The organism is Hassallia byssoidea VB512170 (assembly GCF_000817785.2).
Lineage (GTDB): Bacteria > Cyanobacteriota > Cyanobacteriia > Cyanobacteriales > Nostocaceae > Hassallia > Hassallia carrinoi.
This window is the reverse complement of sequence record NZ_JTCM02000001.1, coordinates 1-25,455: the sequence shown is the minus strand read 5'-3', so window position 1 is coordinate 25,455 and position 25,455 is coordinate 1. Positions and strand designations below refer to the sequence as shown.

Below are 25,455 nucleotides of genomic sequence, written 5' to 3'. Positions count from 1 at the left end.
TAAAATATGTATTATGAAGGATCGAGGAGGACGGATGATTGCCCAATAATATTATGTCCGGGTACTTACCCGTAATTAAGCAGTAACTTGAACTTGAGGCCACCAGTGAAAGTTTGTTAAACCCCGAATTAAATCTTGTTGTTGGAGTAATTGTTCACAGCGATGAAATAAAACCTCTTCTAATTCCTATGCGATTTTCAAATGAACGGGAACGCACTCTTGCTCATTGGTAAGTGGCCAAAGTCTAACTGAAGAGTTGAAGTTCTGGAGAGTGAGATGGCATTTCAACAATGTGAATACCAATTGGTGTTTCAAGTTTCCCGCCAGTATGCCACCCAGCTTGATCCAAAGCTAGTACAACTTGCTTATTCTTTCCAATGTTAAAATGTTGAGCGATCGGCAGCCAAAACTTGATTAAAAATTTCGGTATTTACAAAGGGTAGAATCCACCAATATGTCTCTCCCGACTGCGGATGAACAAAACCATATAACCATAGCCATTTATACCGCCAATTCACGGAAAGCGTTTTGTGTCCGTCCATTCGTCTACCCACATCCTTCGCGCTTATTGGTTTAAGCCCAACTCTATGCTCATCCATTGTCCACACTTCGGAAGTCGGCGTCGGGATGGCTTTTTTGAACTCGCTCCACCTGGGATGCCAACTTTTTTTTCCATTCCTCCTGTTCAAAATAATCTGTTTCCTCATGTGAGGGTCGAGGCACTCTTAAGCGTAATTTCATTCCTTTAGTTGTTCCCACCCGCGCTGTCTACTCACGGAGTATCCCAATAATTCACTGATCCAATCTGCCACTTTTTGTCCGTTCCACAGCCCTCCATCCGGCGGCGGGGATTGCAGTACTTGCCATAGTTGTGCTTGTTGTATGTCATCCAATAGTGTTTTCCCTCCTGGATGTTCATGCCTCTTATCCCCTAATGACTCCGGTCCAATACGGTTATATCCCCAAACTAATTCGTAAATCCAACTCAGACTATAGCTAGTTATTTGTGAAACCTCTCGACTACTTCTGCCAGATGCTAGTAACCAAATAATTTGGTAGTGGCTTCTCAAGGGCAGCATATGAATGCTTGACGGTAACGCTGTTCTAATTCCGTTAATGATAGATGTGGCTCTATGCTAATACGTTTTGGCATTGGTACATTGGATGCTTTCGACAGAAGGCATACTTACCCCTTTTACTATGGGTGTGCTCCCGGACATGATATTAATGAGTGTTTGATACTCGTTAATCTATATCAGAACTTGGTCGATGAGTCTTAAGTCCTTGTCATGCGGACTTTGTTTATGTAGCCGCGAATGCGCGTCGTCGGGCGGTGGTATTATATATCAGTATGGGAATTGCGCGATCGCGCTACAATACCGTACATTAATGGTACACTTGGCACATCTAGTGGTGGAAACATCCGCCGTCCTGAAGCTTCACGCATCCGCTCAAATAGCTTGCAACCATTGCTATAGGGATATTCTTTCAACACTTCTAAAGTCAGCCCAGCTTGCAACAATGCGGTAACTATTTCACCAATTCCCCACTGAAACTCATGCACGCGGTAGGGATTGTGAAAATTTTCGATACCTTTTTCATAGCCCCAAGGTGTCAAACCACCGCTAGACTCAGCCACATAGTCGCTGATACCATCTTCCCAAGTTAGAGGCTTTCCCTCAGAGAAATAAGTGAATTTGTGACTCCAATCTGTGTCAAACATCATCGCTACCGGGTGGAAGTCCACAACAACAAAGCGTCCACCAGATTTGAGAATGTTTGAAATTCCTTTTGCCCAAAGGTTGAGATTAGATATCCAACACACAGCCCCATAAGAAGAGAATACAATATCGAACTGCTCGTTTTTCTTCGCTGCTTCCTCCAGCCAATCAAAAATATCAGCCCGGTGAAAGGTAGCGGGAATTCCAGATTCCTGCGAGAGTTTTTGGGCAAAAGCGATCGCTTCATCGCTAATATCTACCCCAGTACCTAAAGCACCAAGCTGCACCAGACTCAAAGTATCTTGCCCAGCGTTGCATTGCAGATGAACCAAAGACAAGTTTACAATATTTCCCAAAAGTTCCTTTTCTTCTGGAAATAGTGTACAGCCACCTTCTCTAAAAAACTTCGCTTGATTTCCCTTATGGCTATTGTGCGCTTTAGTTGCTTCATTCCAAGACAAGCGATTCTCTTCATGAAGTTCTTTTTTTAAAGGTGCGCTGCTCATAATCTTGTACTCTTTTAGGAATGATAAATAAATTAAAGTTCGTAGTAACCACTTTAGTGATTAAGCGCTGAAGCGCTTACTACGAACTTTCAAATACTTTCAGTTTAATTGTATTTACGTAGCTTACTTCCTAGCAATCACCCATATCGCGTGAACAATCCCAGGAATATAGCCGAAAAGCGTCAAAACGATATTAATCCAAAAATCTATACCAATACCAACTTGCAAAAATACTCCCAGAGGTGGCAGAAATACAGCGCAAAGAATCCGAACTAAATCCATTTCAACCTCCTATTAATATAAAACCGAGCAGCATTCATGTTCATTTATTCGCAACTGCTCAAACTTCTTTCTACTTTTCAAGGTAACATCGCCTGTATCTTTCTAGATACGGTTTACCACACTCACGCATCCAGAAGAGCGATCGCTTCCGTTTTCAGTTATTCTTAAGTTTGTTGAGGCGATCGCTTCTCTTGGATGACTTGCTTCAATTCTTCAATCGAGTTGAGTCGCTTGCCTTGAGTTTGAACTCGCACTGTCAATTCATGTAAGGCATCGTCGTCATCCCGGTGCTGCAAGACGTAGATTTTGAGTTTTTCATTGCTCATTGCAGCAAAATTAGGTTTTATCATAAATAATCCACGTTTCCTGTTTTGTCAATTACTATTACTATTTCTTCACCTGCTTTGAATGACGACATTGCCAGTCCTTTCGTCGAGCCGAACTAGGTTAAGTGGTAGGTACATTTGGGTGAGGTTTTGGCACACCCTGAATAATTCCATTGTTTGCTCTACAGTCGGTTTCATTCCCGCACCGATTAGCCACCGCTAATTTTGGCTTTGTAACCAAGCTTAATTAAAATATCCAGGATTTTCTGCTTGTGGTCGCCTTGAATTTCAATATCATTATCTTTAACTGTGCCACCTGTACCGCATTGAGCTTTCAACTGTTTCACCAAATCTGCTAAGGTTTCTGGTTTAGCTTGAAACCCCGTAATCACAGTGACAGTTTTACCTTTACGTCCGCTGCGGGTAGCTTGCACCCTTACGTTTTGTTGTTGGGGTGGTAGTTCTTGAGTTGGTCTTTCAAAAGCAGCGGAGTTATCGTTGCCAAATTCTTGGTAGACAATACGTTTGTCAGAATTACCTTTTCCAGAAGCCATAATACATCAATTAAAATTCACTTCGCTGGGTAATGGGTGATGGGTAATGGGTGATGGGTAATGGCTAATGGCTAATGGCTAATGGCTAATGGCTAATGGGTAGAAAAAACGCATTACCACGTTCCCAATTCTCAATTACCTATTACCTATTACCAATTCACCATTCCCCAATTCCCCAATTCCCCAATCACCCAATCGCGATCGTATCTTATCTGCCTCAGACTTTTCTATAATTAAGTTCGTCCTGTCATCGAAATTTATCTGTGACTACCACTCCCCTTCCTTCTCAATCAACTGCCCAAAGCCCTGATACTCAAGGACGTTTTGGACGCTTTGGCGGTAAGTATGTCCCAGAAACGCTGATGCCTGCTTTAGTTGAATTAGAAGCAGCTTATCAGCAATACCGCAATGACGCTGAATTTCAAGCTGAACTGCAACAACTGTTACGCGATTATGTGGGACGCGCTACACCTTTATATTTCGCTGAACGCCTTACCGCTCATTATGCCCGACCAGATGGCACGGGAGCGCAAATTTATTTAAAGCGTGAGGATTTAAACCACACCGGTGCCCATAAAATCAATAATGCTTTGGCTCAGGTTTTGTTGGCAAAGCGCATGGGCAAGCAGCGAATTATTGCCGAAACCGGTGCGGGACAACATGGAGTAGCTACAGCTACAGTTTGCGCTCGTTTTGGGCTGGAATGTGTGATTTACATGGGTGTTCACGACATGGAACGCCAAGCTTTAAATGTGTTTAGAATGCGGTTGATGGGGGCAGAAGTGCGCCCGGTAGAAGCTGGTACTGGAACTTTGAAGGATGCAACTTCTGAGGCAATTCGGGATTGGGTAACGAATGTAGAGACGACTCACTACATCCTGGGTTCGGTGGCAGGACCTCATCCTTACCCGATGATAGTACGCGATTTTCATGCGGTGATTGGGCAAGAAACCCGCGCTCAAGCGATGGAAAAATGGGGGGGTTTGCCAGATATTCTTCTGGCTTGCGTCGGTGGTGGTTCTAATGCGATGGGACTATTTCATGAGTTTGTCAAGGAATCTTCTGTGCGCTTAATTGGTGTGGAAGCAGCCGGTGAAGGTGTAAATACAGAAAAACACGCTGCAACCTTGACAAAAGGACAAATAGGTGTATTGCACGGAGCGATGAGCTATTTGTTGCAAGATGAGGATGGGCAAGTAATTGAAGCTCATTCGATTAGTGCGGGGTTAGATTATCCTGGTGTGGGTCCAGAACACAGTTATTTAAAAGATACTGCGCGTGCAGAATATTACAGCGTGACAGATGAAGAGGCTTTGACGGCGTTTCGGATGCTGTCGCAGTTAGAAGGAATTATACCAGCACTGGAAACGGCTCATGCGATCGCCTACTTGGATACTTTATGTCCGCAGTTAAATGGTAGTCCCAAAATTGTCATTAACTGCTCCGGACGCGGTGACAAAGATGTGCAAACTGTAGCCAAATTCTTAGGGAATGGGTAATGGGGCATGGGGGAGGCAGTGCGGTCTTGGGGTTTCACGCCAGTTCTCTCAAGTCGGCATCCCCGCCCACGAGACTGGCTCCCCAAGTGGAGCATCTGCCGTCATGGGGCATCGGGCATCGGGCATCGGGCATGAGAAAGAGATTTGGCTTTATTCTCAATGCCCATTGCCCATTGCCCATTGCCCAATGCCCAATTCCCTAAATTGTTAAATTTTTATTTTGATTTGCTTGCGGTCGCTCTTATTGTAATTAAATACTCTGTACTGGGCGATCGCAATGTGCAAATATTTCCTAACATCCCGGAATACTGGAAAGTATACGGGTATATCAGGAAACAAAAAAGCAGGGGATGCGTCTAAAAACTCTACATATTACTCAACTCTTCATGTTTCGACAAACTGCTTTTGGCATCGCTTTCAGTGCGCTTGTCCTAGCCAGTGGATTAACGAGCAGTCCTGTACCAGGTCACACGACGAAAAAAAACAGCGATCATCAGCCGTTGTCGATTGGGTCTAGTCAAGTTGCATTGTCCCCTACTACTACTTTTAAAACCACTGCTCTAGAAAAATCAGTTTTTGACCAAATTAATCGCTATCGAGTTTCTAAGGGCTTGTCAAAACTGACTTTAAATGCAAACATCACTCGCCAAGCAAGGATTCACAGTCAAAATATGGCTAATGGTAAAGTTCCGTTTAGTCACAAGGGATTTGAAAAGCGAGTCAATTCTGTCCCGATTAAATACAAGAGTGCGGCAGAAAATGTAGCTTTTAACCAAGGCTATAGCGATCCAGCAAGCCAAGCTATGACTGGTTGGATCAACAGTCCCGGACATCTAAAAAACATTAAAGGCAAATACAATTTAACTGGGATTGGTGTTGCTGCTAACAGTGAAGGCGAAGTTTATCTGACGCAAATTTTTATTAGCAATAAATAGGGATTAGTTAGTGGGAGCGTGGATAGTGGATAGTGGATAGTGGGTAGTGGGAGCGTGGAAGCGTGGGAGCGTGGATAATGGATAGTGGATAGTGGATAGTGGATAGTTGATAACTGTTAACCGTCAACCAAGAACCCTTCGGGTTCACCACTTGCGCGGCTGTCGGCAGAGCGCGATAGCGCAGTGGTTCACCAACAACCATCAACCCTTCGGGTTCGCCAGGTGCTTCAAGTCGGCAGAGCGCGATAGCGCACTGGCTCACCAACAACTATCAACCATCAACCAACAACCAACAACTAACCACTAACTACTAACTATCGGGTAATATGAGTTATTAAACCGGACTTAATTCAATTCATGGAAGATTTTCAGGTTTGCGATCGCGACCTTAGTGACGCTGCCTTATCGCAATATTTAGAATCGGAGGCGATCGCAGTCGATACCGAAACTATGGGATTATTGCCACTGCGCGATCGCTTGTGTCTTGTCCAATTGTGTAATCATCAAGGTAAAGTTACCGCAATCCGCATGGCTATTGGGCAAACCGACTCCCCAAACTTAAAAAAACTCCTAGAAGCAACGAATATTGTTAAGATTTTTCACTTTGCTCGCTTCGACCTTGCTACCTTGCGTTATCATCTCGGCATCCAAGTTAATCCTGTATTTTGCACCAAAATTGCGAGTAAGTTAGCCCGTACTTACACCAATCGTCACGGACTCAAAGATGTAGTGCAAGAATTGGAACAAGTTGAACTCGATAAAAGCGCTCAAAGTTCAGACTGGGGAAACGCTGCTAATTTATCTCCATCTCAATTAAGTTACGCTGCTAATGATGTGCGCTACTTAATTAGCGTCCGACAAAAACTGATAGAAATGCTCACTAGAGAAGAACGTTGGCAAATCGCACAAGAATGCTTTCAGTGTTTACCAACTATAGTTTCCTTAGATTTGTTGCAATTTAAGGATGTATTTGAACATTAATAAGTTAGGTACACAGAGTTAAGAGTCAAAAAGTCACGCATTCCATAGTTTTTTAATTCTTGACTTTTGACTCTTGACTTTTGTACAGACGTTCCAGTGGAACGTCTCTACCTAATTCTTGACTCTTAATTACACGTTTTTGTTTTGTGTTTCGGCGTGATTTTTCAAGCGATCTACAACATTGTAGTCATCTGCGCCTGCGGGAGTCTTTGATTCTACAATACCCTCAGTTGGACCGCCGACAGCTTTCCATGCAGCAAGACCACCTTTGAGTGCTGAGACATGTTCAAATCCAGCAGAACGAAGTGCTTGTGCGGCTTGGTTCGTTTCTTCGTCATTTGCGCCGTAAACGTAAATATCACGGCTTTTAGCTAAACTTGGGGTTGCACGGTCTACCAATTCATCGATTGGCATTGGCATTGATCCCATGATGTGACCATCATTATAGGTCATGCGATCGCGCACATCCAAAATTGTAAAAGCTGGTTCGCCCCATTCCAGACGCGATTTCAGCACATGAACATCAGATTGGGGGTCAATTGGTGGCTGTGAAGGAATAACATCCCCTACTACATTATTGACAGCCTTCTTACCAGCTTGTCCTACCTTATTCGCTGCATCTGCGACATTCTTCCCTGCTGATTCTGCGGTATTTTTAGCGGATTCTGCGACATCCTTGGCTGAAGAAGCAACATTCTTCGCTGCTGATTGTGCTGTATCCTTCGCTGATTCTGCGGTATTTTTAGCTGAATCTGCTGCATCCTTCGCTGCTGATTCGATATTGTTTTCTGATTCCATACATCCCTCGCCGATTATGTTAATATCAGTAATTTAGCAAACACTAAAAATTTACTCTCTCTTTCCTGGGTATGAAGCTTGTAAATATCCCCCTTCAGATAGACTTGCTCGCAAAGATAAATGTTTGCAAGCGATCGGCGTCAAACCCAACTTAATTAGCAATTATATAAATCTAATTTATATGACAATCTTTTTATAAGACTACAAAATTAAATAGTGTATATTTTGTTTGACAAAAATCAAGTTATAGGCTTTTCAACTTTCTCAAGCGAGCGTCAACAACAAAAATATAATAGTGGTTAGTGGATAGTGGTTAGTGGATAGTGGATAGTGGGTAGTGGGTAGTGCTAAATCTTAAGAACCAACAACCAACAACGCTCCAAATAACAATTAACAACCAACAACGCTGACCTCATTGAAAACATTAGAGAATTTCTAGCATTGTTGCATGACCGAACAAATTGACCACGACCAACTTTTCAAAAAACTCCTATCTACGTTTTTCTTTGAGTTTATAGAGCTATTTCTACCAGAAGTAGCTGACTATTTAGAGCGTGAACCTGTCACCTTTTTGCAACAAGAGTACTTTACTGACATCATTACTGGAGAGCGCAAAATTCTTGACTTGCTTGCACTAGTAAGGTTTCGTGGGCAAGAAACTTGCTTTATTATTCATGTAGAAAACCAGTCTTCGAGCGAAGCCAACTTTACTCGAAGAATGTTCTTCTATTTTGCCAAGCTGCATCAAGAACATTTGCTGCCTATCTATCCAGTAGTGGTGTTTTCCTTTGATGAGCCAAAGCGCGAGGAAAAGAAACAGTATCAGGTAGAATTTCCGAATTTAAAGGTACTGGAATTCAACTTCACAGCGATACAACTTAATCAACTTAACTGGAGAGATTTCCTGCAACAGCAAAATCCAGTGGCGGCGGCATTGATGGCAAAAATGCAAATTGCCCCAAAAGATCGTCCGAGGGTAAAGGCAGAGTGTTTGCGGTTACTAGCAACACTACGGCTTGATCCGGCACGCACACAGTTAATATCTGGATTTGTGGATACGTACCTACGGTTAAATGCAACAGAGGAGCGAGTTTTTCAGAGTGAACTTGATACGATGGGATTGAAGGAGGAGGAACAAGTTATGCAAATTGTCACAAGTTGGATGGAGCAGGAGGCACAAAAGCTGGTGCTGCGGCAGTTAAATCGTCGGGTGGGGACACTTGAACCATCTTTGGAGGAGCGTATTCGTGAATTACCATTAGATCGGCTCGAAGCTTTGGGCGAGGATCTACTAGATTTTAGCGATATGTCCGATTTGGTGAACTGGTTGGAGCAGGCTAAATAAGGTTCGCTTAAGGGTTAAAGCGCGATCGCATTGATGCAGACAGGTTCGACGTGCATCGCATCTGCCCAACATCACCTACTCGGCATTACCGATGAGGACAAAGGATGACCAGAAGAAAGGATGACTATTAATTTGGCTTAACTTAGCTTGGCGCAACGCTTCACCCTTACTCATCCCCTGTTTCAGGTTTCGGTAAAACTGTACCATGATTTCCTGGGTCGTTTTATCCTCAATGCTCCAAAGATTGGCAATAACGGCTCTAGCTCCTGCACGCTCAAACAGGTAGGCAAGTCCGGTAATTGGTTCTGCGCCCTCACCAATCAATAGTTTCCCTTTAGAATCAGTATTTAGGGCAGTCTGACAGGCACTAAGGGTGATTAAATCAGTGTTGCTCAATCCCAACAGGGCTGCATCAGCAATGTTGAGTTTTTGGTCAGCAAATAAAAGGACATTCTCTGACAAGCCTAATTTCGAGCAGCCCCCTCGCTGGAAACAGCCATGCGTTGCCAGGTGTAGCAGAGGAAAGCGAGGAGCTTGAGTTTTGAATGTGGCGAGTGTAGCTTTGTTGCCAATTATAGCTTCACTTCCCGGTAGGATTTGAGTAATGCTGTTGACTTCAATTTCAGATCCAGGCAGTGCCAAGGGGTTTTTAGGAATCGGGTTGCCAAGAGCTAGAACCTTCTTGGCAGATGTTGAGTTTTTTGTCCGAGTAGCTTGGAGAGAATGGGTAGAGAGACGAGTCAGGTAGCTAACGGGGTATTCCTGAATCAGGTATTTGTCGGTTTTGCTGTTGTAGAGGGCTTCAAAGGGGATGTAGCGGAAAGCTCCAGTGGCGATGATGCTAAGTTGTGTGGGGTTGGTTGCCTGAATTTCAGCTTCAACTGGACGAATCAGCAGATTATAAAGCTTTTCCAAGTTGTCGAGGTATTTATCATCAAAGCGATTGATTAGTTGAGCATGGGTTTGGGTGAGTAAGTTATCGAATTCAGCCGGATTAACAGGTACAAGCTTTACTGTCAGCTTGTCTTTGGTCAAAATAAACAGAGCGATTGTATTTGGGATACTTTTATTGTTCGTCAGTAAGACAGGATGAATTACTGTTGTACCAGCTGGGATACTGGCTCTTAGTTGAGCAATGTCTGTGGGATTGGTTTCAAACAGTTCTGCCACTTCCGGAAAGCGCTTCGAGATAACTTCGGCTTGCTGGTTAACTTGGGCTTCTCGCTCCCGCATTTGCCCTGAGAGTGTATCGGAAAATTTATCCTGTAAGCGCTGACGCAGAAATTGCAGTTGCTGATAAAGCTGGTTCCACTCATCAATAGCTCGTTGAGCATCGGGGTTAGCGACTTTGGCATTAAGCAAGCGGGCGTAGTCAATCAAGTCAGCAGTTGTAGCGAGGTTAGCCCATTCATAAGCTGAATCTGCTTGCTTTTGCCTAATGAGGAGATCCACGAGGGCGATGGAAGTTCCTTGTTCTTGCTGCAAAAATTCTGCCCGAAAGTCTTTGGTTAGTCCTTTACGAATTTCCAGAGTTATCCTGACTGCTTGCTCCCAATTTGTAGCAGCTTTACTCAGTTGCCCAATCTTGCTGTAGACTGAACCGATATTACTCAGGGTAGTGGCTTCCGCAGCACGGTTGCCCACCTCTCGAAAGATGGACAGGACTTGGTTGTAAAACTCCAATGCTTTCTGAGACTGCCCAATGTCCTGGTAGACCGCACCGATATTACTCAGAGTAACAGCTTCTCCATCACGATCGCCTACCGCTCGTCTAATCGGCAAGGCTTGGTTGTAAAACTCCAAAGCTTTCTGGGGTTGCCCAATGTTGCTGTAGACCAAACCGATATTACTCAGAGTTGTAGCTTCAAGCGCACGGTTGCCTACTTCTCGTGTAATTGGCAGGGCTTGGTTGTAGAAATCTAATGCTTTCTGAGACTGCCCAATCTGACTGTAGACCACAGCGATATTATTCAGAGTATTAGCTTCAGAATCACGATCGCCCACCTCTCGTTGAATCGGTAGGGCTTGGTTTAAAAACTCCAATGCTTTCTGAGACTGCCCAATGTCTCTGTAGACCCCACCGATATTATTCAGAGTATTAGCTTCTCCAGCGCGATCGCCCACCGCTCGTTTAATCGGCAGGGCTTGGTTGTAAAACTCCAAAGCTTTCTGGGGCTGCCCAATGTTGCCGTAGACCAAACCGATATTATTCAGAATTGTCGCTTCCCCAGCACGGTTGCCCACTTCTCGCATAATCTGTAGGGCTTGGTTGATAAACGTCAATGCTTTCTTCGGCTGCCCAATGTCGAAGTAGACCCCAGCGATATTACTCACAGTTGTAGCTTCTCCAGCGCGATCGCCCACCGCTCGTCTAATCGGCAGGGCTTGGGTGTAAAACTCCAAAGCTTTCTGGGGCTGCCCAGTGTTGCTGTAGACCCCACCGATATTATTCAGAGTTGTAGCTTCTCCTAAACGATCGCCCACCGCTCGTCTAATCGGCAGGGCTTGGTTGTAAAACTCTAAAGCTTTCTGGGGCTGCCCAATGCCAGTGTAGACCAGACCGATATTACTCATAATTCTAGCTTCAAGCGCACGATCGCCCACCGCTCGTGTAATCGGCAAGGCTTGGTTGTAAAACTCTAATGCTTTTTGGGGCTGCCCAATGTCGCTGTAGACCCCACCGATATTACTCAGGGTAGTGGCTTCCCCAGCGCGATCGCCCACCGCTCGTTTAATCGGCAGAGCTTGGTTGTAAAACTCTAAAGCTTTCTGGGGCTGCCCAATGCCAGTGTAGACCGCAGCGATATTATTTAGAGTAGTGGCTTCCCCGGCGCGATCGCCCACTGCTCGTGTAATCGGCAGGGATTGGTTGTAAAACTCCAATGCTTTCTGGGGCTGCCCAATGTCCGCGTAGACCTGAGCGATATTATTCAAAATATTGGCTTCCCCAAGACGATCGCCCACCTCTCGGCGGATGGGCAGGGATTGGTTGAGAAACTCCAATGCTTTTTGAGGTTGCCCAATCTTGCCGTAGACATCAGCGATACTATTCAGGGTAATTGCTTCCTTGACACGGTTGCCCATCGCTCGGAAGATAGGCAAGGTTTGGTTGAAAAACTCTAAAGCTTTCTGGGGTTGCCCAATCCTGCTGTAGACCGCACCGATATTAGTCAAGATTGAGGCTTCAGAATCGCGGTTGCCCACTGCTTGGTTGATGTAGACCTCACCGATATTACCCAGGACTATGGCTGACGCAGCGCGGTTGCCCACCTCTCGACTAATGGGCAGGGCTTTGTTGAAAAACGCCAATGCTTTCTGGGGCTGCCCAATGTCGATGTAAACTACACCAATATTACTTAGGATCTGGGGTTCAAGAGCGCGGTTGCCCACTTCTTGAAGAGTAGGCAGGGCTTGGTTGAAAAACGCCAATGCTTTCTGGGGCTGCCCAATGTAGATGTAGACTGTACCGACCGCATTCAAGATAATGGCTTCCCCGACGCGATCGCCCACAGATCGACTAATAACAAGAGCTTGGTTGTAAAACTCCAATGCTTTCTGCTGCTGCCCAATGTTGCCAAAGTTTAAACCTATTCCAAGTAGAGCAGTTGCCTCCAGCTTTCGGTCTTTAAGTTGTTGTGCAATTGCTAAAACTTGCTTAAACGTTTCTATTGCCTGCTGTGGTTGGCTTTGCCGTGTTTGTTTCAGCGCTTGGTTCAGAAGTTTTAGCGCCTCTTCACTTTGGGGATTCTGAGTTTGTCCCCACACTGGTTCAACAGTTGACTGCATAACAACTGGAGCCAAACCAATTCCCACTGCCAACAAAACTTTGAGAATGCGTTGCATTAAAATTTCATCTTTGATAAAATTACAATCCCAGTAATATGTGGGTAGATAGCACCAGCACCATCGAACCTAAGGGTCAGTAGGCGTTACCTTGATAGTCATCTTTCCAGCAGTTTGAAACTGAATTTCATCCGCTACATATAAACTCTTAACAGCCACTCCCCGAATACCACGGAGATCCCTCGGATTCATGAGTGTTGCCAGGTCTACGCTTGCTTGCCTAGGGTTGAGAAACCGAAACGCATTCAGTGGAATATTCTTCCAAGTGCTTTGTTGAGCCTGTGAGTTATCGTCTCCCCGGATGACCCGCCGACCATCGCTGGTATAAACTAGACCATCTCGCTTAAAGGTTACTTGCTTAATCTGGGCAATTTTGAGTGAGCGAGAAACACGACTGAGGGAAATCTGAATTATTTGCTTGTTCGGGTCAAACGCTGTCACCTGTCCCGTCATCGAACTTCCATTCTTCAGTACCACATCCGCAGTGCTGGGTAGCGCCAAGGGTATCGGCGCGTTAACTGCTGCCTTCTGCGTTTGGGCTATTTGAATAGTGCCAATCACTGCTTGTACATTTTCTCCCGTCCCCGCGACAGTCAGCACTAGGGCAAAAATCAGTGTTTTGAAAAATACTTTCATGCATTTAAATAATATTAACGAGATAAAGAGTAACGCAATAAAGTGGTTTACCCTTAGATATACTTAGGGCTACTGATATAGAATCACAAAAAGTTCCTCTTGTTCCGGTAACTTTTGAAACAAGTTTGCTCAAAAGTGCGATCGCAACTTTTTGGGCAACGCTCCACTACGGGCAATTACAGAAACACTACCAGATAACCGAGGATGAAGATTTACACCTAGCCGATGCTTATCATGTCTCTTGCTGGTGGCTAATCGCCAACCTTGGGTAAGCCTTACCGATGTGGCGTAGGTAGCATGGGGACGCAAAGAGTGTGTGCAACAATAAAGCGATTGAGCGTTGCCCCCTTCGGTAAACCAGATACTAGTTTGAACCATATATTTAGTAGTTTTTGTCACTAGTCATGTCCCCAGCATCTCAAAATTCCACCAGTGCCAATCTTCTTGGCAGCTTCGCTAGTCTGCTCGGCGTATTAGGTATTTTTCTTTACTTTACAGGCTGGATATATCGCTGGGCTTACTTTGGCTTTTTTGAAGTTGAAATTAATACTTTAAACTTACCAGTAGAGTCATTTCTACTAGTACCAATTCAAGTTATTCTGGGTGATTTGTGGATATTTATTCGGACAATTATAGTTGTAACTATAACAGTAGTTTTGATTCAATTCACTCTTTGGTTGATTCGCTCACCAAATGCAAGCATTCCACCTAGCACGTCAAAATTACCCATCAGCAGATTTACGCAAAAACTGCACGGTTTTTGGCTCCTCAAGCCGTTACGTTCCTTTGCCCAGCTTTTTCCCCAGCCTTTCCGTCATGAAATCGTAATTATAGCCTGGATTTTGGTTGCTCTGTTTTGGTTAGCGCGTTGGCAGGGTACTGCTGATGCTTACCAGGATGCAGTCAATAACACCTCTACAAGACCTATTGTTACTCTAGTTAGCCCCAGCGATAAGATGGCTTTGGGACGCAATCCGGATGATCTGTTGACCAATCCTCCCCTGAAGAATTCCCGGATTATCGGGGATGTGGATCAGTTCAAGCAGATTTTCGGACGGGAAACAAACGATACAACCAATCCAGAGCAACCTATTGTTTGGCGGTTGCTGATTGAGAACAACAACTGGGTATATCTCTTCCCCGCAATGCCACCACGAGCAAAGGCTAATCAGCGTCCTCCAGTATTGGCAATTAATACAGGTGATGGTCGGGTGCAGTTACTGATTCTCAGCCGTCCCAAAATACGTTAAAGCTAGCTTACAGCGATTTTCAAGTAAATGAACCACATTATTTTTATCTCACGCAAAGGAGCCACTGCGTTGCTTATTTTCCCCCCGTTGTAGCAAGTGGCGTTCGCAGAGGCGCAAAGGAAGAAATGAATAAACAAGATTGTGGTCTAAATAGATGAAAATTGCTGTAAACAAAGTCGCAACCACAGCTTTTCGCACGGCATCACCCAATACTAAGCAACATAGCTGCTCGGTTGCACTTCATCGCTTGAGTATTGTCTCCATCGGTGGCGATCGCTCAAGGTGCTGTGATTTGGATTACCTCGATATAATTAACACTTCAATGGGAGGCGATAATATGTTCTCTCGGTCTCTTCTTTTTTACCATTTACATTATTTTAAGCTTTTGACACACCAATTCAACCGCCAAATGTATCGCTGCTTTCATCGAAGTAGCATCGGCAATTCCTTTACCTGCAATATCAAATGCTGTCCCGTGATCTGGTGAAGTCCGCACAAAAGGAAGACCGATAGAAGTATTAACCGCTCTATCAAATGCCATCAATTTCACAGGAATTAAACCTTGGTCGTGGTAAAGTGCTAAATAAGCATCTGCGGGATTTTGGATTTTAGATTTTAGATTTTGGATTAAAGAATTTCCATACCATGCTTGACCGGGTTTAACCCACATTGTATCTGGTGGGACCGGACCATCTAACTGAAATAATGGGCGATTTTTGCGCTCTTGTTCTAACCAGGGAATTAACCAATCTTGTTCTTCATGTCCCAACTGTCCCTGTTCGCCACTGTGGGGATTTAAACCAGCGATCGCTATCTTCCCATTTTCTATCCCAAAGTCTTTTTCTAAGCATTCCACCAGCAAATCTAATTTCTTTGTCATTAACTCCGGTGTTAATACCTGGGATACTTGACTTAATGGGATATGTGTGCTAGCGAGTAAAGTGCGGAGTGTCCAACCTGTGTGAGGCGATCGCGCCACAAATAACATCCCAAAGCGGTCAACTCCAGATTTTTCTGCCAAAAGTTCAGTTTGCCCAGGATAATTATAGCCAGCTGCCTTCCATGCAGATTTAGCGATTGGACTTGTGACGATCGCATCGAATTTACCAGATAGCGTGTGAGCGATCGCAGTTTCCATATAAGCAAAACTAGCCGCACCACTAGCTGCGTTACCAATCCCGGTAATAATTTCACCTTGGGATGGAACATCCAAAACTGATAATTCAGCCGGATTTGCGATCGAGTCCAAATTCTTAGTTAAATTTAACTTGGTATAAACTTGTGTCAATAAATCCCGGCTTCCGACCACCGTTACATCACAGTGTTTGCGAACATCCGCATCTGCCAAAGCCTTCAAAACCACCTCTGGTCCAATCCCAGCCGGATCTCCCAACGTCAGCACCAGACGCGGACGCAATTGTTTATGAGATGTTACCGTAACATTTGAATACATATGATTTAAAATCCTACTAAAAAAGCGGGAATAATATTAGGTGGGCATGGGGCATAGGGCATTGGGGAGGCAGTGCGTTGGACGGGTTTCCCGGCTTGAAGCACCTGCCGTCATTGGGCATTGAGAATCGGATAAATTCTTTCTTGTCCACGCCAGATGCTTCAACGCGGGAAACCCGCGCAACGCACTGGCTCCCCTTGTCCACGGACACGTTCTGAGCTCCTCCACCCCCGCACAGAAGTGTCCTCCCCTTGTCCTCCTTGTCTCCCTTGTCCCCTTGTCCCCCCAGTCCCCCAGTCCCCTTGTCCCCACACCCGTCGCCCAGCCCTTCTGGTAGACTGAGTTTATATAAATTAACCATTCGTAGAGGAGAATTAGACCAATGACCGAAATTGTGGCAGCAGCGCTATTACCCGTCGCTTTAATCTTCATAGGCTGGGGTTTGGGTGTATTGTTGCTGAAGATTCAGGGCGCAGAACCAGAATAATTATTCTACCGAACCGCTACTGACAAGGGAGAGGCGACAAAAAAAAGTCTCTCCCACCAGATCAGTTTGTTAAAAATATTGTAAACTTTTGTTTGCATATGCGAGTCTGATAAGATTCTATTAATAAAACTTTAAGATTTTTTACAAAGCCCCATGACATTATTAATCGTCGGTGCCACTGGCACCTTGGGAAGACAAGTGGCTCGTCGTGCTATCGATGAGGGCTATAAGGTACGCTGTCTTGTCCGGAGTGCCAAAAAAGCTGCATTTCTTAAAGAATGGGGCGCAGAACTCGTACCAGGAGACTTGTGTTATCCCCAAAGCCTCACAGCCGCACTTGAAGGTGTAACCGCAGTCATTGATGCTTCTACATCTCGTCCTACCGACTCACTGAGTATTAAACAAGTAGACTGGGATGGCAAGGTAGCATTAATTCAAGCGGCTCAAGCTGCGGGTGTAGAACGTTTTATCTTCTTTTCCATTCTCAATGCCGATAAATATCCAGAAGTACCGTTGATGGAAATTAAGCGCTGTACAGAGCTCTTTTTGGCAGAGTCCGGCTTGAATTATACTATTTTGCGGCTGGCTGGCTTTATGCAAGGGTTAATCGGTCAATATGGAATTCCGATTTTGGAAGGACAACCAGTTTGGGTGACAGGTGAATCTTCCCCCATCGCTTACATGGACACTCAGGACATTGCTAAGTTTGCTATCCGCGCTTTGAGCGTTCCAGAAACGCAAAAGCAAGCTTTTCCGGTGGTGGGTACTCGCGCTTGGAGTGCTCAGGAAATTATTAGCTTGTGCGAACGCTTATCTGAAAAAGAAGCCAAAATAACCCGGATGCCATTAAACTTATTGCGAGGAGTGCGGAGCATAACGCGGTTCTTTCAGTGGGGATGGAACGTTGCTGACAGACTAGCGTTTACAGAAGTATTGGCAAGTGGTAAACCGCTAAATGCCTCAATGGATGAAGTATACAAAGTTTTTGGGTTAGACCAACAAGAAACCACCACCTTGGAAAGCTACCTGCAAGAGTACTTCAGCCGAATTATGAAAAAACTTAAAGAAATAGACTACGAAAAAACTAAAGCCAAAAAGAAGAAGGAAAAAAGAAGCCCCTTTAAAAAGACTTCAAATTAGTTAAGTGTCAAAAGTCAAAAGTCAACAGTCAAGGGTCAAAAGTCAACACTCAGGAGTCAAAAGTAATTATCTTGATTTTTTGACTGCCCCATGCGAGCGTGCCCAATTCCCAATTCCCAATTCCCAATTCCCAATGCCCCATGCCCTATGCCCAATTCCCAATTCCCACATTGTCCAAAATGTGTCACGATTAACATAATATAGAGCATCGCAAGCAAGTTGGATATTTGAATGTGCCGAAAGCAGGCATTATTTACAACGACGTTAAACCGATAGCGAGTCGCGTTGCTATCGAACTGCAAGACAAACTAACCGCAGTCGGTTGGGATGTTTCCGTCACAGCGGGTATCGGTGGTATGCTGGGCTACTCTACCCCAGAGAGTCCTGTATGCCACACGCCAATTGAGGGTCTGACACCCCCTGGTTTTGACTCAGAAATGAAGTTTGTCGTGGTGTTAGGGGGAGATGGGACTGTTTTGGCAGCCTCTCGCCAAGTTGCCCCCTGTGGCATTCCATTGCTAGCGGTGAATACTGGTCATATGGGGTTTTTGACGGAAGTTTACCTCAACCAATTGCCCCAAGCAATAGAACAGTTGATGGCGGGTGAGTATGAAATTGAAGAGCGCGTAATGCTTACCGTCAAGGTGTTTCGGGGAGAGTCGGTATTGTGGGAAGCCCTCTGCTTGAATGAAATGGTGCTGCATCGAGAACCGCTAACCTCGATGTGCCATTTTGAAATTGTCATAGGAGGTCATGCGCCAGTAGATATTGCCGCAGATGGTGTGATTATTTCTACACCAACGGGATCTACAGCTTATTCGTTGAGTGCAGGTGGACCGGTGGTAACTCCAGGAGTACCTGTATTGCAATTAGTGCCGATTTGCCCTCATTCTCTCGCTTCTAGGGCGTTGGTGTTTCCTGATAGTGAGCCAGTAAACATTTACCCAGTAAATATTCCTCGCCTAGTGATGGTGGTGGATGGTAACGGAGGGTGCTATGTTCTGCCACAAGATCGGGTATATTTAGAGCGATCGCAATATACTGCCCGATTTATTCGCTTGCAACCACCAGAGTTTTTCCGCATTTTACGAGAAAAATTAGGTTGGGGTCTACCACACATCGCCAAACCAACCTCGGTAGAATTGCCTTAATTGGGAATTGGGAATTGGGAATTGGGCATGGGGCATAGGGCATGGGGGAGGCAGTGCGGTCTTGGGGATCACCTGCGTGGAGCACCTGCCGTCATAGGGCATAGGGCATAGGGCATGGAAAAAATCTCCCATTAAACAATTGCCCATTGCCCATTAAACAATTGCCCATTGCCCATTAAACAATTGCCCCATGCCCATTCCCCTGTAATTTTGAATAAGTTATTAAAATTGTTGCATCTGCGAGTTTAATCGCCGATACTTGAACGTGCGTTTAACATGGTAGACAAAGTGCCCAACTAGAATTGCTCTATCATCAAAAACACGTAAATTGCACTTTGACCTGATGTACAGACGTTTGACAGCACAGAAGATTGAATTTCAATATCATTACTCCACGCATTAATATGACGCTTGCTCACAAAGATTGTGTTTTGGTGATTGAAAGCGACGAGAATCTAGCAAATCAACTGACTTGCGATTTGCAGGAAGCTGGCTACGAACCAATTGTGGCACATGATGCGTTCCTTGGTTTTCAATACTGCCGCGATCGCCAACCTGCTTTAATAGTTGTAGACCGAATGCTCACCGGAGAATCTGGACTCTCTTTGTGCAAAAATCTGAGAAATGCCGGAATGCGATCGTCCGTGCTAGTGTTAATGGCACGCGATACAATCGATGACCGTGTTGCTTGTCTAGAAGCCGGAGCCGATGATTACTTTCTCAAGCCTTATCGTTCAGAAGACTTTTTAAAGTTGATTCGCCTTTATTTAAAACCAGATGTTGATACCACAGAACAGTTACGTTTTGGAGATTTGATTTTAGATATAGCAACTCGTCGCGCTATACACAACGGGCGGGCTATTGACTTGACAATGAAAGAATTTGAACTCTTAAAGTATCTAATGGAACATCCCCGTGAAGTATTAACCCGCGAACAAATTCTCGAAAATGTTTGGGGTTACGACTTTATGGGCGAATCTAATGTCATCGAAGTGTATATTCGCTACCTCCGTCTAAAAATCGAAGAAGAAGGTCAAAAGCGCCTGATTCAAACGGTGCGCGGTGTAGGATACGTGTTACGGGAATCGTAAATAGTTGGCAGGAGCGTGGGAGCGTGGATGGTGGATAGTGGGAATTCGGCATAGGTTTGGCTGTGCGTAGGCATCGGCAGCGCGGTCTTCTCCCTTTGGGAGAGGCGCTCCGCCAAGGTCCGGCAGTGCGTTGCGGTGAGTCCACGAGCGCGGTTGCCTGTACCGTCTATTCGTAGTGGCGAACCCGAAGGGGGGTGGAGTCCTGTTGTAGCACCTGCCGTGGTTCCCCCCACTCGCTGTTGCCGCAAGGGTTCCCCGGCAGACGCGCATCTGCCGTCATGGGGCATGGGGCATTGGTAATAATTCTTTTCCTTTTCCCAATCAGCTTGCAGGTGCTACAACTTTCACGCGGCAGCTATGGAGTGGAAGCTTAAGAGCGAAAACGTGACGAGTGGAAAATACGCAACGCACTGCCTCCCCTTTTCCCATCTTCAGATTCCCATTACCCATTACCAATTCCCAATGCCCAATGACGGCAGATGCTCCACGCAGGTCCGACACCAAGACCGCACAGCCAAACCTATGCCCACTAACAACGCTCCAACCATCAACGCTCCAACCATCAACGCTCCAACCAACAACCATCAACGCTCCAACCAATTAAAATTCTATGATTCGTTGGCTAATTTTGCTACCAATGCTCCTAAGTGTTGCGCTGTTCGGCTGTTCTGAACCAACACCAGCTAAACCCCCCAGCACAAAGTTCGATTCTCAATTATCAGCCTCAGCGCCTTCTGGTCAAACACTACCGATTTCTGGTGTTGCCATTGTTCCTAATGGCACAAAAATTAATTTGGAGGTAGCGCGGACACCAAAAGAACAAGAAATTGGGTTGATGTATCGCAAGGTTTTGCCAAGGGACAGGGGAATGCTGTTTCAGTTTCGTTCCGCGCAACCAGTCAGTTTTTGGATGAAGAATACTCTTATACCGTTAGATATGATTTTTCTACGTCAGGGGGTAGTGCAATATATTGCAGCTAATGTACCTCCCTGTACTGCCGATCCTTGTCCTAGTTATGGTCCTCAAACACCAATCGACACGGTAATTGAACTGCGTTCTGGACGTGCCGCTGAATTAAGTTTAAAAGTGAGCGATCGTGTTAAAATTGAATTCCTCAACCCCGGTTCTTCCCGGAGATAGAGGTTTCAGTAAGCCTAATTACGCTAGCGGGAAAAATATCAATGTTGAAGTTTTAGTAAAAAAAGCATTACATGGTCTAGTAAAAAAATTACTTTTGACCTAATATTTTATAAACATGCTAATCATTACAAAACCAAGCTATTTCCAGGACAAAATAGCAATTTTAACATTTGATGGCAAAAAATATTCCTTTTGGCGTACGTATAAATAGTCGTTAATAAGAGAGTATAACTATGGAATCTTTCTTACTACAGGTGTAATCAATTAAAGCACTATAGTAAAAATGATTAAATAAATTTCATCTGAATCTAAGCGCTACTTGAAAATTAAGTAGACAAGAAGCGCTCTTATTTTATATTTACCGAATCCTTTTAACAGAAGGCTTTGTGAGAGGAACACCGTCATTAACTGTGTTGGGGTGTTAATTAGTTAACAACACAGTCACAGATGAAATACTGCTTATAGGCTACAGAAAATCTTGAATTTATGTATGACAATACACTTTACGATAGGGAGGTGAGATACAAATGACACCATCAACATATCCTCGACTTATTCGTTTTTTACAAGATGATTTAGCAATTTCTACGGCTTCGCTAGCGGTTGCTCTTCGTCACCGAGAACAAGACCCAGGTCCTTTGCCAATGATTCTTTGGCAATATGGATTAATTACTCTCGAACAGTTAGAACAAATTTATGATTGGCTGGAGACGGCATAATTATGAGTAGTTTATTCAGGAGAATCGACTTATGCCACATCAAAGCCTTTTGCAAAGGCTGATAGATAGGGAAATTAGCTGCACGGTTTTCTACTCATTTACATATAAATTAAAAGAGCGAGTTGGATGATTCAACTCGCTCTCTTGATTTAGTTATAAGTACAAATTTTTGAATTTAAGAAGGACATATTGACGCTTAACTCTTTACTGCTTAATTTTAATCAATCAGGAACGACAACTTTCTGAGAATTCTGATGATTGATTGACCAGCGGTGGTCAACTTCTTTAGAGGAAAACTGGCAAATTTCTTCTAGGTGTTTTTGTTGTGCCGCAGCTTTACGGAGTGTAATAATTAGCTGATTCACCTGATGCCGTAGTTCTGGGTTTTGACTGACTGCTGACATTGTTTGTCTTTCTAAAAGTTGCAGTATCAGTTCGTAGTGGATAGGTGAAGGCAGAGGAATTTGCTCCATAAAGTTAATCTAATATTTAATATTTGGAATTTTCTATTAGTCTAAGATTTTTGACTCGAAAAATGAATTTTTACATAGCGAAGAAGTATTTGGTTAAAGCCGAGATTTTGTAGGTGATGAAGATTTTGCAAAGAAAGACGCGATCGCGTACCCGCGTGCCGCAGGTATCGCCCTCTACTTACCCATTGACGAATCGCCCTTTGTGTGCATTTCCTCATGTAATTTTTCTTTTACAAAAGCTTGGGAAATAATTGAGCGATCGCTAATTCTATATCTGCTTGTTTTACCAAAGATTCTCCTATTAGTACAGCAGATGCACCAGATGACGCCACTAAATTTAGATCCTCTGGGTTATGTAATCCTGACTCGCTGACAACTAAAATATTCCGTTCTTGCAATTGGCTACCTCTTGCTGTTAGCAGTTGACAAGTAGTTTGTAAGTCAACAGAGAAATTTTCTAAGTTGCGATTATTAATTCCTATTAAGGATACATCATCTAAAGCTAACACGCGGTCAAGTTCGGCTAAAGTGTGGACTTCAATTAAAGCTGCCATTTTCAGGGATTTAGCAATTTTGATAAAGTATTGCAAATCTTGATCGCTAAGTATAGCGGCAATTAACAAGACCGCATCAGCACCTTTAACACGCGCTAAAAACATCTGGTAAGGATAGATGATAAAATCCTTACACAGTAAAGGCAAGTCTACGGTGCCGCGAATTTTGGCTAAGTTATCAAAGCTGCCTTGAAAGAACTTTACATCCGTTAACACAGAAAGACAACTGGCACCACCTCGCTGATATTGTTGGGCGATCGCTACTGCGTCAAAATCTTCTCTGAAAACTCCTTTGCTGGGAGAAGCTTTTTTAACTTCCGCAATTAACGCTGGCTTTGTCTTACCTTGTCGCAAAGCGGCGATAAAATCGCGGGTTGGGGGTGCATTGAGGGCTTGATGCTGCAATTCCCGCAAAGGCAACTTTTCGCGCATTTGTTCAACTTCTATTTCTTTCTGCCAGACAATTTCCTCCAAAATGTTGTTAGGTGCCGCATCAGGAATAGCGGCTTGATAGCGGACTACAGATACATCAATAGCTCGATTAGGATGAAGGCGACGGATTTGCATAATGGAGGGGAGTGGGGAATGGGGAGTGGGGAGTGGGGAATGGGGAATGGGGAGTGGGGAGACAAGGCAGACAAGGCAGACTTGGGAGACAAGGAGAATAATTCTTCTTTCTCCCCATCCCCCCTACTCCCCACTCCCTACTCCCCACTCCCTAACTGACTGCTCGTTTATAAGCTTCATCCAGCACTTCGGAAAGTGTGGGGTGTGCGTGAACTAAATGAGCGAGGGTTTGGACAGATTGGCGATTGGCGATCGCTGCTGACGCTTCGTGGATTAAGTCACTAGCGTGCATTCCGAAAATGTGAACGCCCAAAACTTCGCCTGTGTCTTGACGATACACCACTTTTGCTATACCATCCGCTTCACCTTCTGCTAGAGCTTTGGAATTACCTTTAAAGTAAGTCCGCGCTGTTCCCACTTCAAAACCGGATTCTTTACCTAAATCTTTGGCTGCTGTTTCCGTCATTCCCACATAGCTGATTTCTGGGTGGGTGAATGCTGCCGCCGGTATACTGCGATAGTCAACTTCACGGTGTTTGCCACAGATATTATCTACCGCTATGATACCTTGAGCCGAAGCTGCGTGTGCTAACATCATTTTGCCGTTAGCATCGCCAATTGCCCACAAATGCGGCACTACTTCACCTGCTGACAATACAGCCATGCTGTCGTTGACGGGGATAAAGTTGCGCCGATCTAATTCCACACCCACAGACTCTAAACCAAGATTTTGTGTAGCGGGGATGCGTCCCGTGGCAACTAGACAAGCATCCACTTCAATGACATCTACATCTTCTTTGGTTTTGAAATCTGCTAACTCAATTACCACAGGTGAACCGGGAATGACTTTTTTGGCGTATATCCCCACTTTGGTTTCAATGTCGCGGGGAATAATTAGCACCCTTTCTGCAAGTTTGGCGATGTCGCGGTCAAATCCTGGCATCAACTGGTCGAGGGCTTCAATCATAGTGATTTCACTGCCCAAAGCTGAGTATATATCAGAAAATTCTAAGCCGATATAGCCACTGCCAATAATTGCTATCCAATCTGGTAAAGATTCTAACTTTACGCCTTGGTCGCTGGTAAAGACAGTTTTGCCGTCTACCTCAATACCTGGAGGTACGAAGGGAATCGAGCCGGGTGAAAGTATGATGTCTTTAGCTGTGATGGTTTTTTCACCATCTTCTGTAGTAACACTGACTTTTTGGCTTCCGGCTAATTTTCCCCAACCCCGGATGATATCAACTTTTAGGCGTTTGAGGCTGTTGGTTAAATCACCTTGGATTTTGGATACGAGATTGTCGGCGTGATTGGCGATCGCTTGGCGATCGAAATCCACATTGCCGACTTGAATACCCAGCGATTTCAGGTGGTGGGCATCTCTTAACTCTCGCACACGTCCAGAAGCCGCCAACAGCGCTTTAGACGGAATGCAACCCCGGTTGACACAGGTTCCCCCCATATCGGCTGCTTCAATAATCGCTGTTTTCAGACCGCAGCTAACGGCGTGTAGGGCAGCGCCATGTCCGCCTACACCCGCGCCTATAATTACTAAATCGTAATCAAATCCCTGACTCACGTTAGTTTCCCCGTCGTGTGCTTTGTCTACTTATTCTCATCTTCACAAGCAATCAATGCAACCCCCAGGATTTTTGAGTGTTGCTAAATCAAATTATCATTTACGCGCTTCTGGCGAAGATATTAATACTACCAGTATTGTGGTTACAAAAAATATACTTATTTGATTTTATACTTTTTTCCAACTTGCAGCGTTCTGATAGGCTATGATTAGCCCAAGCAGATTACCAAAGTCAATTATGTTGGAATCAGTGCAGTACGTCACTAATGAACATGGTCAGCGAGTTGGTGTACTATTAGACTTGGAAACGTATCATCAACTGATAAACCCTTGGGCTGAACCTGGACAAAAATGGACAGCCTTCATCCGAAAATGTCGTGGGGGATCGAGGATCTAGTAAACAAGGCTGTCAATGAGTGTCTAT

31 protein-coding genes and 1 pseudogene are annotated in these 25,455 nt (G+C 44.6%); 15 read left to right on the top strand and 17 right to left on the bottom strand.

The features are described from left to right. Positions 1-135 precede the first annotated feature (135 nt). The 3 genes and pseudogenes from PI95_RS00150 to PI95_RS00140 form a co-directional block, all read right to left on the bottom strand. Positions 136-1,153, bottom strand: a pseudogene (locus PI95_RS00150) (IS630 family transposase); the annotation flags it as partial. Positions 1,154-1,339: 186 nt separating this feature from the next. Next, positions 1,340-2,227: a class I SAM-dependent methyltransferase gene (locus PI95_RS00145; RefSeq protein ID WP_039753085.1), complete on the bottom strand. Its 888-nt coding sequence runs from the start codon at positions 2,225-2,227 to the stop codon at positions 1,340-1,342. A 123-nt stretch (positions 2,228-2,350) separates the two neighbouring features. Further along, positions 2,351-2,509, bottom strand: a complete 159-nt coding sequence (locus PI95_RS00140) for a YqaE/Pmp3 family membrane protein (protein ID WP_039753086.1) — start codon at positions 2,507-2,509, stop codon at positions 2,351-2,353. Positions 2,510-2,545: 36 nt separating this feature from the next. Here PI95_RS00140 and PI95_RS36580 point away from each other — a divergent pair, with 36 nt between their 5' ends. Then, positions 2,546-2,677, top strand: coding sequence for a hypothetical protein (locus PI95_RS36580; protein ID WP_268896619.1), 132 nt, complete (start codon positions 2,546-2,548; stop codon positions 2,675-2,677). Here the strand turns inward: PI95_RS36580 and PI95_RS00135 are convergent. The 3 genes from PI95_RS00135 to PI95_RS00130 are packed head-to-tail and all read right to left on the bottom strand — an operon-like array spanning position 2,674 to position 3,389. Beyond that, positions 2,674-2,859, bottom strand: a complete 186-nt coding sequence (locus PI95_RS00135) for a DUF6887 family protein (protein WP_039753087.1) — start codon at positions 2,857-2,859, stop codon at positions 2,674-2,676. The two genes, PI95_RS36580 and PI95_RS00135, sit on opposite strands and share 4 nt — an antisense overlap. 45 nt (positions 2,860-2,904) lie before the next feature. Further along, complete coding sequence (locus tag PI95_RS37385) at positions 2,905-3,009, bottom strand: DUF6888 family protein (protein ID WP_373695658.1); 105 nt, start codon at positions 3,007-3,009, stop codon at positions 2,905-2,907. A gap of 35 nt (positions 3,010-3,044) precedes the next feature. Continuing rightward, positions 3,045-3,389, bottom strand: a complete 345-nt coding sequence (locus PI95_RS00130; protein ID WP_039753088.1) for a translation initiation factor — start codon at positions 3,387-3,389, stop codon at positions 3,045-3,047. A gap of 263 nt (positions 3,390-3,652) precedes the next feature. Between PI95_RS00130 and trpB the strand changes: the two genes are divergently transcribed. The 4 genes from trpB to PI95_RS00110 all read left to right on the top strand — a co-directional run bounded on the left by trpB (position 3,653) and on the right by PI95_RS00110 (position 6,804). Beyond that, positions 3,653-4,888 carry a tryptophan synthase subunit beta gene (gene trpB, locus PI95_RS00125; RefSeq protein ID WP_039753089.1) on the top strand — a complete coding sequence of 412 codons (1,236 nt, stop codon included), beginning with the start codon at positions 3,653-3,655 and terminating at the stop codon, positions 4,886-4,888. Then, entirely contained in the window at positions 4,888-5,091 is a 204-nt protein-coding gene (locus PI95_RS00120) for a hypothetical protein (protein WP_163518466.1), read from the top strand. The genes trpB and PI95_RS00120 overlap by 1 nt, the downstream gene beginning before the upstream one ends. Before the next feature lie 183 nt (positions 5,092-5,274). Then, on the top strand, positions 5,275-5,823 hold the full coding sequence (locus tag PI95_RS00115) for a CAP domain-containing protein (protein ID WP_039753090.1): 549 nt from the start codon (positions 5,275-5,277) through the stop codon (positions 5,821-5,823). A 357-nt stretch (positions 5,824-6,180) separates the two neighbouring features. Continuing rightward, the gene (locus PI95_RS00110; RefSeq protein ID WP_039753091.1) at positions 6,181-6,804 is read left to right on the top strand and encodes a ribonuclease D; all 624 of its coding nucleotides are present in this window, start codon (positions 6,181-6,183) and stop codon (positions 6,802-6,804) included. 129 nt (positions 6,805-6,933) lie between these two features. Here the strand turns inward: PI95_RS00110 and PI95_RS00105 are convergent, their stop codons facing one another. Next, positions 6,934-7,362 (bottom strand): rhodanese-like domain-containing protein, encoded by a 429-nt coding sequence (locus tag PI95_RS00105; RefSeq protein WP_039754086.1) that lies wholly within the window; start codon positions 7,360-7,362, stop codon positions 6,934-6,936. A 688-nt stretch (positions 7,363-8,050) separates the two neighbouring features. Between PI95_RS00105 and PI95_RS00100 the strand changes: the two genes are divergently transcribed. Beyond that, on the top strand, positions 8,051-8,947 hold the full coding sequence (locus PI95_RS00100) for a DUF4351 domain-containing protein (protein ID WP_039753092.1): 897 nt from the start codon (positions 8,051-8,053) through the stop codon (positions 8,945-8,947). 75 nt (positions 8,948-9,022) lie between these two features. On the opposite strand, the gene PI95_RS00095 is transcribed toward PI95_RS00100, so the two are convergent. From PI95_RS00095 to PI95_RS00085, 3 genes are all read right to left on the bottom strand, one after another. After that, the gene (locus PI95_RS00095; RefSeq protein WP_039753093.1) at positions 9,023-12,790 is read right to left on the bottom strand and encodes a CHAT domain-containing protein; all 3,768 of its coding nucleotides are present in this window, start codon (positions 12,788-12,790) and stop codon (positions 9,023-9,025) included. A 69-nt stretch (positions 12,791-12,859) separates the two neighbouring features. After that, positions 12,860-13,426 carry a hypothetical protein gene (locus PI95_RS00090; protein WP_039753094.1) on the bottom strand — a complete coding sequence of 189 codons (567 nt, stop codon included), beginning with the start codon at positions 13,424-13,426 and terminating at the stop codon, positions 12,860-12,862. A gap of 129 nt (positions 13,427-13,555) precedes the next feature. After that, on the bottom strand, positions 13,556-13,804 hold the full coding sequence (locus PI95_RS00085) for a hypothetical protein (protein WP_236116874.1): 249 nt from the start codon (positions 13,802-13,804) through the stop codon (positions 13,556-13,558). 26 nt (positions 13,805-13,830) lie between these two features. On the opposite strand from PI95_RS00085, the gene PI95_RS00080 reads away from it, so the two are divergent. Then, a complete protein-coding gene (locus tag PI95_RS00080; protein ID WP_039753095.1) occupies positions 13,831-14,676 on the top strand; it encodes a hypothetical protein in 846 nt (281 codons plus the stop codon). 367 nt (positions 14,677-15,043) lie between these two features. On the opposite strand, the gene pdxA is transcribed toward PI95_RS00080, so the two are convergent. Both pdxA and PI95_RS00070 read right to left on the bottom strand, forming a co-directional pair. Beyond that, positions 15,044-16,129 (bottom strand): 4-hydroxythreonine-4-phosphate dehydrogenase PdxA, encoded by a 1,086-nt coding sequence (gene pdxA / locus PI95_RS00075; protein ID WP_039753096.1) that lies wholly within the window; start codon positions 16,127-16,129, stop codon positions 15,044-15,046. 36 nt (positions 16,130-16,165) lie between these two features. Continuing rightward, positions 16,166-16,561 (bottom strand): hypothetical protein, encoded by a 396-nt coding sequence (locus PI95_RS00070; RefSeq protein WP_163518461.1) that lies wholly within the window; start codon positions 16,559-16,561, stop codon positions 16,166-16,168. Between PI95_RS00070 and petM the strand changes: the two genes are divergently transcribed. The 5 genes from petM (at position 16,512) to PI95_RS00045 (ending at position 20,298) form a co-directional block, all read left to right on the top strand. After that, positions 16,512-16,616: a cytochrome b6-f complex subunit PetM gene (gene petM / locus PI95_RS00065; RefSeq protein ID WP_039753098.1), complete on the top strand. Its 105-nt coding sequence runs from the start codon at positions 16,512-16,514 to the stop codon at positions 16,614-16,616. The genes PI95_RS00070 and petM overlap by 50 nt on opposite strands. A 153-nt stretch (positions 16,617-16,769) precedes the next feature. Then, positions 16,770-17,756, top strand: coding sequence for an SDR family oxidoreductase (locus tag PI95_RS00060; RefSeq protein WP_039753099.1), 987 nt, complete (start codon positions 16,770-16,772; stop codon positions 17,754-17,756). Positions 17,757-17,989: 233 nt separating this feature from the next. Further along, complete coding sequence (locus PI95_RS00055) at positions 17,990-18,907, top strand: NAD(+) kinase (protein ID WP_039754087.1); 918 nt, start codon at positions 17,990-17,992, stop codon at positions 18,905-18,907. Between the two features lie 404 nt (positions 18,908-19,311). Then, positions 19,312-19,998 (top strand): response regulator transcription factor NblR, encoded by a 687-nt coding sequence (nblR, locus tag PI95_RS00050; RefSeq protein ID WP_039753100.1) that lies wholly within the window; start codon positions 19,312-19,314, stop codon positions 19,996-19,998. A 135-nt stretch (positions 19,999-20,133) separates the two neighbouring features. Beyond that, positions 20,134-20,298, top strand: a complete 165-nt coding sequence (locus tag PI95_RS00045; RefSeq protein WP_163518464.1) for a hypothetical protein — start codon at positions 20,134-20,136, stop codon at positions 20,296-20,298. Between the two features lie 21 nt (positions 20,299-20,319). Here the strand turns inward: PI95_RS00045 and PI95_RS00040 are convergent, their stop codons facing one another. Beyond that, complete coding sequence (locus PI95_RS00040; RefSeq protein WP_163518463.1) at positions 20,320-20,583, bottom strand: hypothetical protein; 264 nt, start codon at positions 20,581-20,583, stop codon at positions 20,320-20,322. A gap of 25 nt (positions 20,584-20,608) precedes the next feature. Between PI95_RS00040 and PI95_RS00035 the strand changes: the two genes are divergently transcribed. Beyond that, positions 20,609-21,139: a DUF192 domain-containing protein gene (locus tag PI95_RS00035; protein ID WP_039753102.1), complete on the top strand. Its 531-nt coding sequence runs from the start codon at positions 20,609-20,611 to the stop codon at positions 21,137-21,139. A 527-nt stretch (positions 21,140-21,666) separates the two neighbouring features. Further along, positions 21,667-21,858: a DUF2949 domain-containing protein gene (locus PI95_RS00030; RefSeq protein ID WP_039753103.1), complete on the top strand. Its 192-nt coding sequence runs from the start codon at positions 21,667-21,669 to the stop codon at positions 21,856-21,858. Positions 21,859-22,079: 221 nt separating this feature from the next. Here the strand turns inward: PI95_RS00030 and PI95_RS00025 are convergent, their stop codons facing one another. Genes PI95_RS00025 through trpC form a run of 3 tightly spaced genes read right to left on the bottom strand, consistent with a single transcriptional unit; the run spans position 22,080 to position 23,452 of the window. Next, positions 22,080-22,331: a DUF5340 domain-containing protein gene (locus tag PI95_RS00025; RefSeq protein WP_039753105.1), complete on the bottom strand. Its 252-nt coding sequence runs from the start codon at positions 22,329-22,331 to the stop codon at positions 22,080-22,082. Positions 22,332-22,372: 41 nt separating this feature from the next. Continuing rightward, positions 22,373-22,549 (bottom strand): hypothetical protein, encoded by a 177-nt coding sequence (locus PI95_RS00020; RefSeq protein WP_163518462.1) that lies wholly within the window; start codon positions 22,547-22,549, stop codon positions 22,373-22,375. Positions 22,550-22,561: 12 nt separating this feature from the next. Beyond that, on the bottom strand, positions 22,562-23,452 hold the full coding sequence (gene trpC, locus PI95_RS00015; RefSeq protein ID WP_039753106.1) for an indole-3-glycerol phosphate synthase TrpC: 891 nt from the start codon (positions 23,450-23,452) through the stop codon (positions 22,562-22,564). 18 nt (positions 23,453-23,470) lie between these two features. Between trpC and PI95_RS00010 the strand changes: the two genes are divergently transcribed. Further along, positions 23,471-23,611 carry a hypothetical protein gene (locus PI95_RS00010; RefSeq protein ID WP_236116873.1) on the top strand — a complete coding sequence of 47 codons (141 nt, stop codon included), beginning with the start codon at positions 23,471-23,473 and terminating at the stop codon, positions 23,609-23,611. Here PI95_RS00010 and lpdA read toward each other — a convergent pair. Continuing rightward, positions 23,604-25,031, bottom strand: a complete 1,428-nt coding sequence (gene lpdA, locus PI95_RS00005) for a dihydrolipoyl dehydrogenase (protein ID WP_039753108.1) — start codon at positions 25,029-25,031, stop codon at positions 23,604-23,606. The genes PI95_RS00010 and lpdA overlap by 8 nt on opposite strands. Positions 25,032-25,455: the final 424 nt, after the last annotated feature.

Excerpts from the sequence above, each read along its gene's own strand:
- PI95_RS00100 (WP_039753092.1), top strand. The coding sequence starts at position 8,051 with ATGACCGAACAAATTGACCACGACCAACTTTTCAAAAAACTCCTATCT.
- PI95_RS00135 (WP_039753087.1), bottom strand. The coding sequence starts at position 2,859 with ATGATAAAACCTAATTTTGCTGCAATGAGCAATGAAAAACTCAAAATC.
- pdxA (WP_039753096.1), bottom strand. The coding sequence starts at position 16,129 with ATGTATTCAAATGTTACGGTAACATCTCATAAACAATTGCGTCCGCGT.
- PI95_RS00010 (WP_236116873.1), top strand. The coding sequence starts at position 23,471 with ATGGGGAGTGGGGAGTGGGGAATGGGGAATGGGGAGTGGGGAGACAAG.
- PI95_RS00060 (WP_039753099.1), top strand. The coding sequence starts at position 16,770 with ATGACATTATTAATCGTCGGTGCCACTGGCACCTTGGGAAGACAAGTG.
- PI95_RS00035 (WP_039753102.1), top strand. The coding sequence starts at position 20,609 with ATGATTCGTTGGCTAATTTTGCTACCAATGCTCCTAAGTGTTGCGCTG.
- petM (WP_039753098.1), top strand. The coding sequence starts at position 16,512 with ATGACCGAAATTGTGGCAGCAGCGCTATTACCCGTCGCTTTAATCTTC.
- PI95_RS00080 (WP_039753095.1), top strand. The coding sequence starts at position 13,831 with ATGTCCCCAGCATCTCAAAATTCCACCAGTGCCAATCTTCTTGGCAGC.
- PI95_RS00145 (WP_039753085.1), bottom strand. The coding sequence starts at position 2,227 with ATGAGCAGCGCACCTTTAAAAAAAGAACTTCATGAAGAGAATCGCTTG.
- PI95_RS00110 (WP_039753091.1), top strand. The coding sequence starts at position 6,181 with ATGGAAGATTTTCAGGTTTGCGATCGCGACCTTAGTGACGCTGCCTTA.
- PI95_RS36580 (WP_268896619.1), top strand. The coding sequence starts at position 2,546 with ATGTTCATTTATTCGCAACTGCTCAAACTTCTTTCTACTTTTCAAGGT.
- PI95_RS00030 (WP_039753103.1), top strand. The coding sequence starts at position 21,667 with ATGACACCATCAACATATCCTCGACTTATTCGTTTTTTACAAGATGAT.
- trpC (WP_039753106.1), bottom strand. The coding sequence starts at position 23,452 with ATGCAAATCCGTCGCCTTCATCCTAATCGAGCTATTGATGTATCTGTA.
- PI95_RS37385 (WP_373695658.1), bottom strand. The coding sequence starts at position 3,009 with ATGGAATTATTCAGGGTGTGCCAAAACCTCACCCAAATGTACCTACCA.
- PI95_RS00020 (WP_163518462.1), bottom strand. The coding sequence starts at position 22,549 with ATGAGGAAATGCACACAAAGGGCGATTCGTCAATGGGTAAGTAGAGGG.
- nblR (WP_039753100.1), top strand. The coding sequence starts at position 19,312 with ATGACGCTTGCTCACAAAGATTGTGTTTTGGTGATTGAAAGCGACGAG.
- PI95_RS00090 (WP_039753094.1), bottom strand. The coding sequence starts at position 13,426 with ATGAAAGTATTTTTCAAAACACTGATTTTTGCCCTAGTGCTGACTGTC.
- PI95_RS00095 (WP_039753093.1), bottom strand. The coding sequence starts at position 12,790 with ATGCAACGCATTCTCAAAGTTTTGTTGGCAGTGGGAATTGGTTTGGCT.
- PI95_RS00140 (WP_039753086.1), bottom strand. The coding sequence starts at position 2,509 with ATGGATTTAGTTCGGATTCTTTGCGCTGTATTTCTGCCACCTCTGGGA.
- PI95_RS00070 (WP_163518461.1), bottom strand. The coding sequence starts at position 16,561 with ATGAAGATTAAAGCGACGGGTAATAGCGCTGCTGCCACAATTTCGGTC.
- PI95_RS00115 (WP_039753090.1), top strand. The coding sequence starts at position 5,275 with ATGTTTCGACAAACTGCTTTTGGCATCGCTTTCAGTGCGCTTGTCCTA.
- PI95_RS00120 (WP_163518466.1), top strand. The coding sequence starts at position 4,888 with ATGGGGCATGGGGGAGGCAGTGCGGTCTTGGGGTTTCACGCCAGTTCT.
- PI95_RS00085 (WP_236116874.1), bottom strand. The coding sequence starts at position 13,804 with ATGGTTCAAACTAGTATCTGGTTTACCGAAGGGGGCAACGCTCAATCG.
- PI95_RS00130 (WP_039753088.1), bottom strand. The coding sequence starts at position 3,389 with ATGGCTTCTGGAAAAGGTAATTCTGACAAACGTATTGTCTACCAAGAA.
- PI95_RS00040 (WP_163518463.1), bottom strand. The coding sequence starts at position 20,583 with ATGGTTGTTGGTTGGAGCGTTGATGGTTGGAGCGTTGATGGTTGGAGC.
- PI95_RS00025 (WP_039753105.1), bottom strand. The coding sequence starts at position 22,331 with ATGGAGCAAATTCCTCTGCCTTCACCTATCCACTACGAACTGATACTG.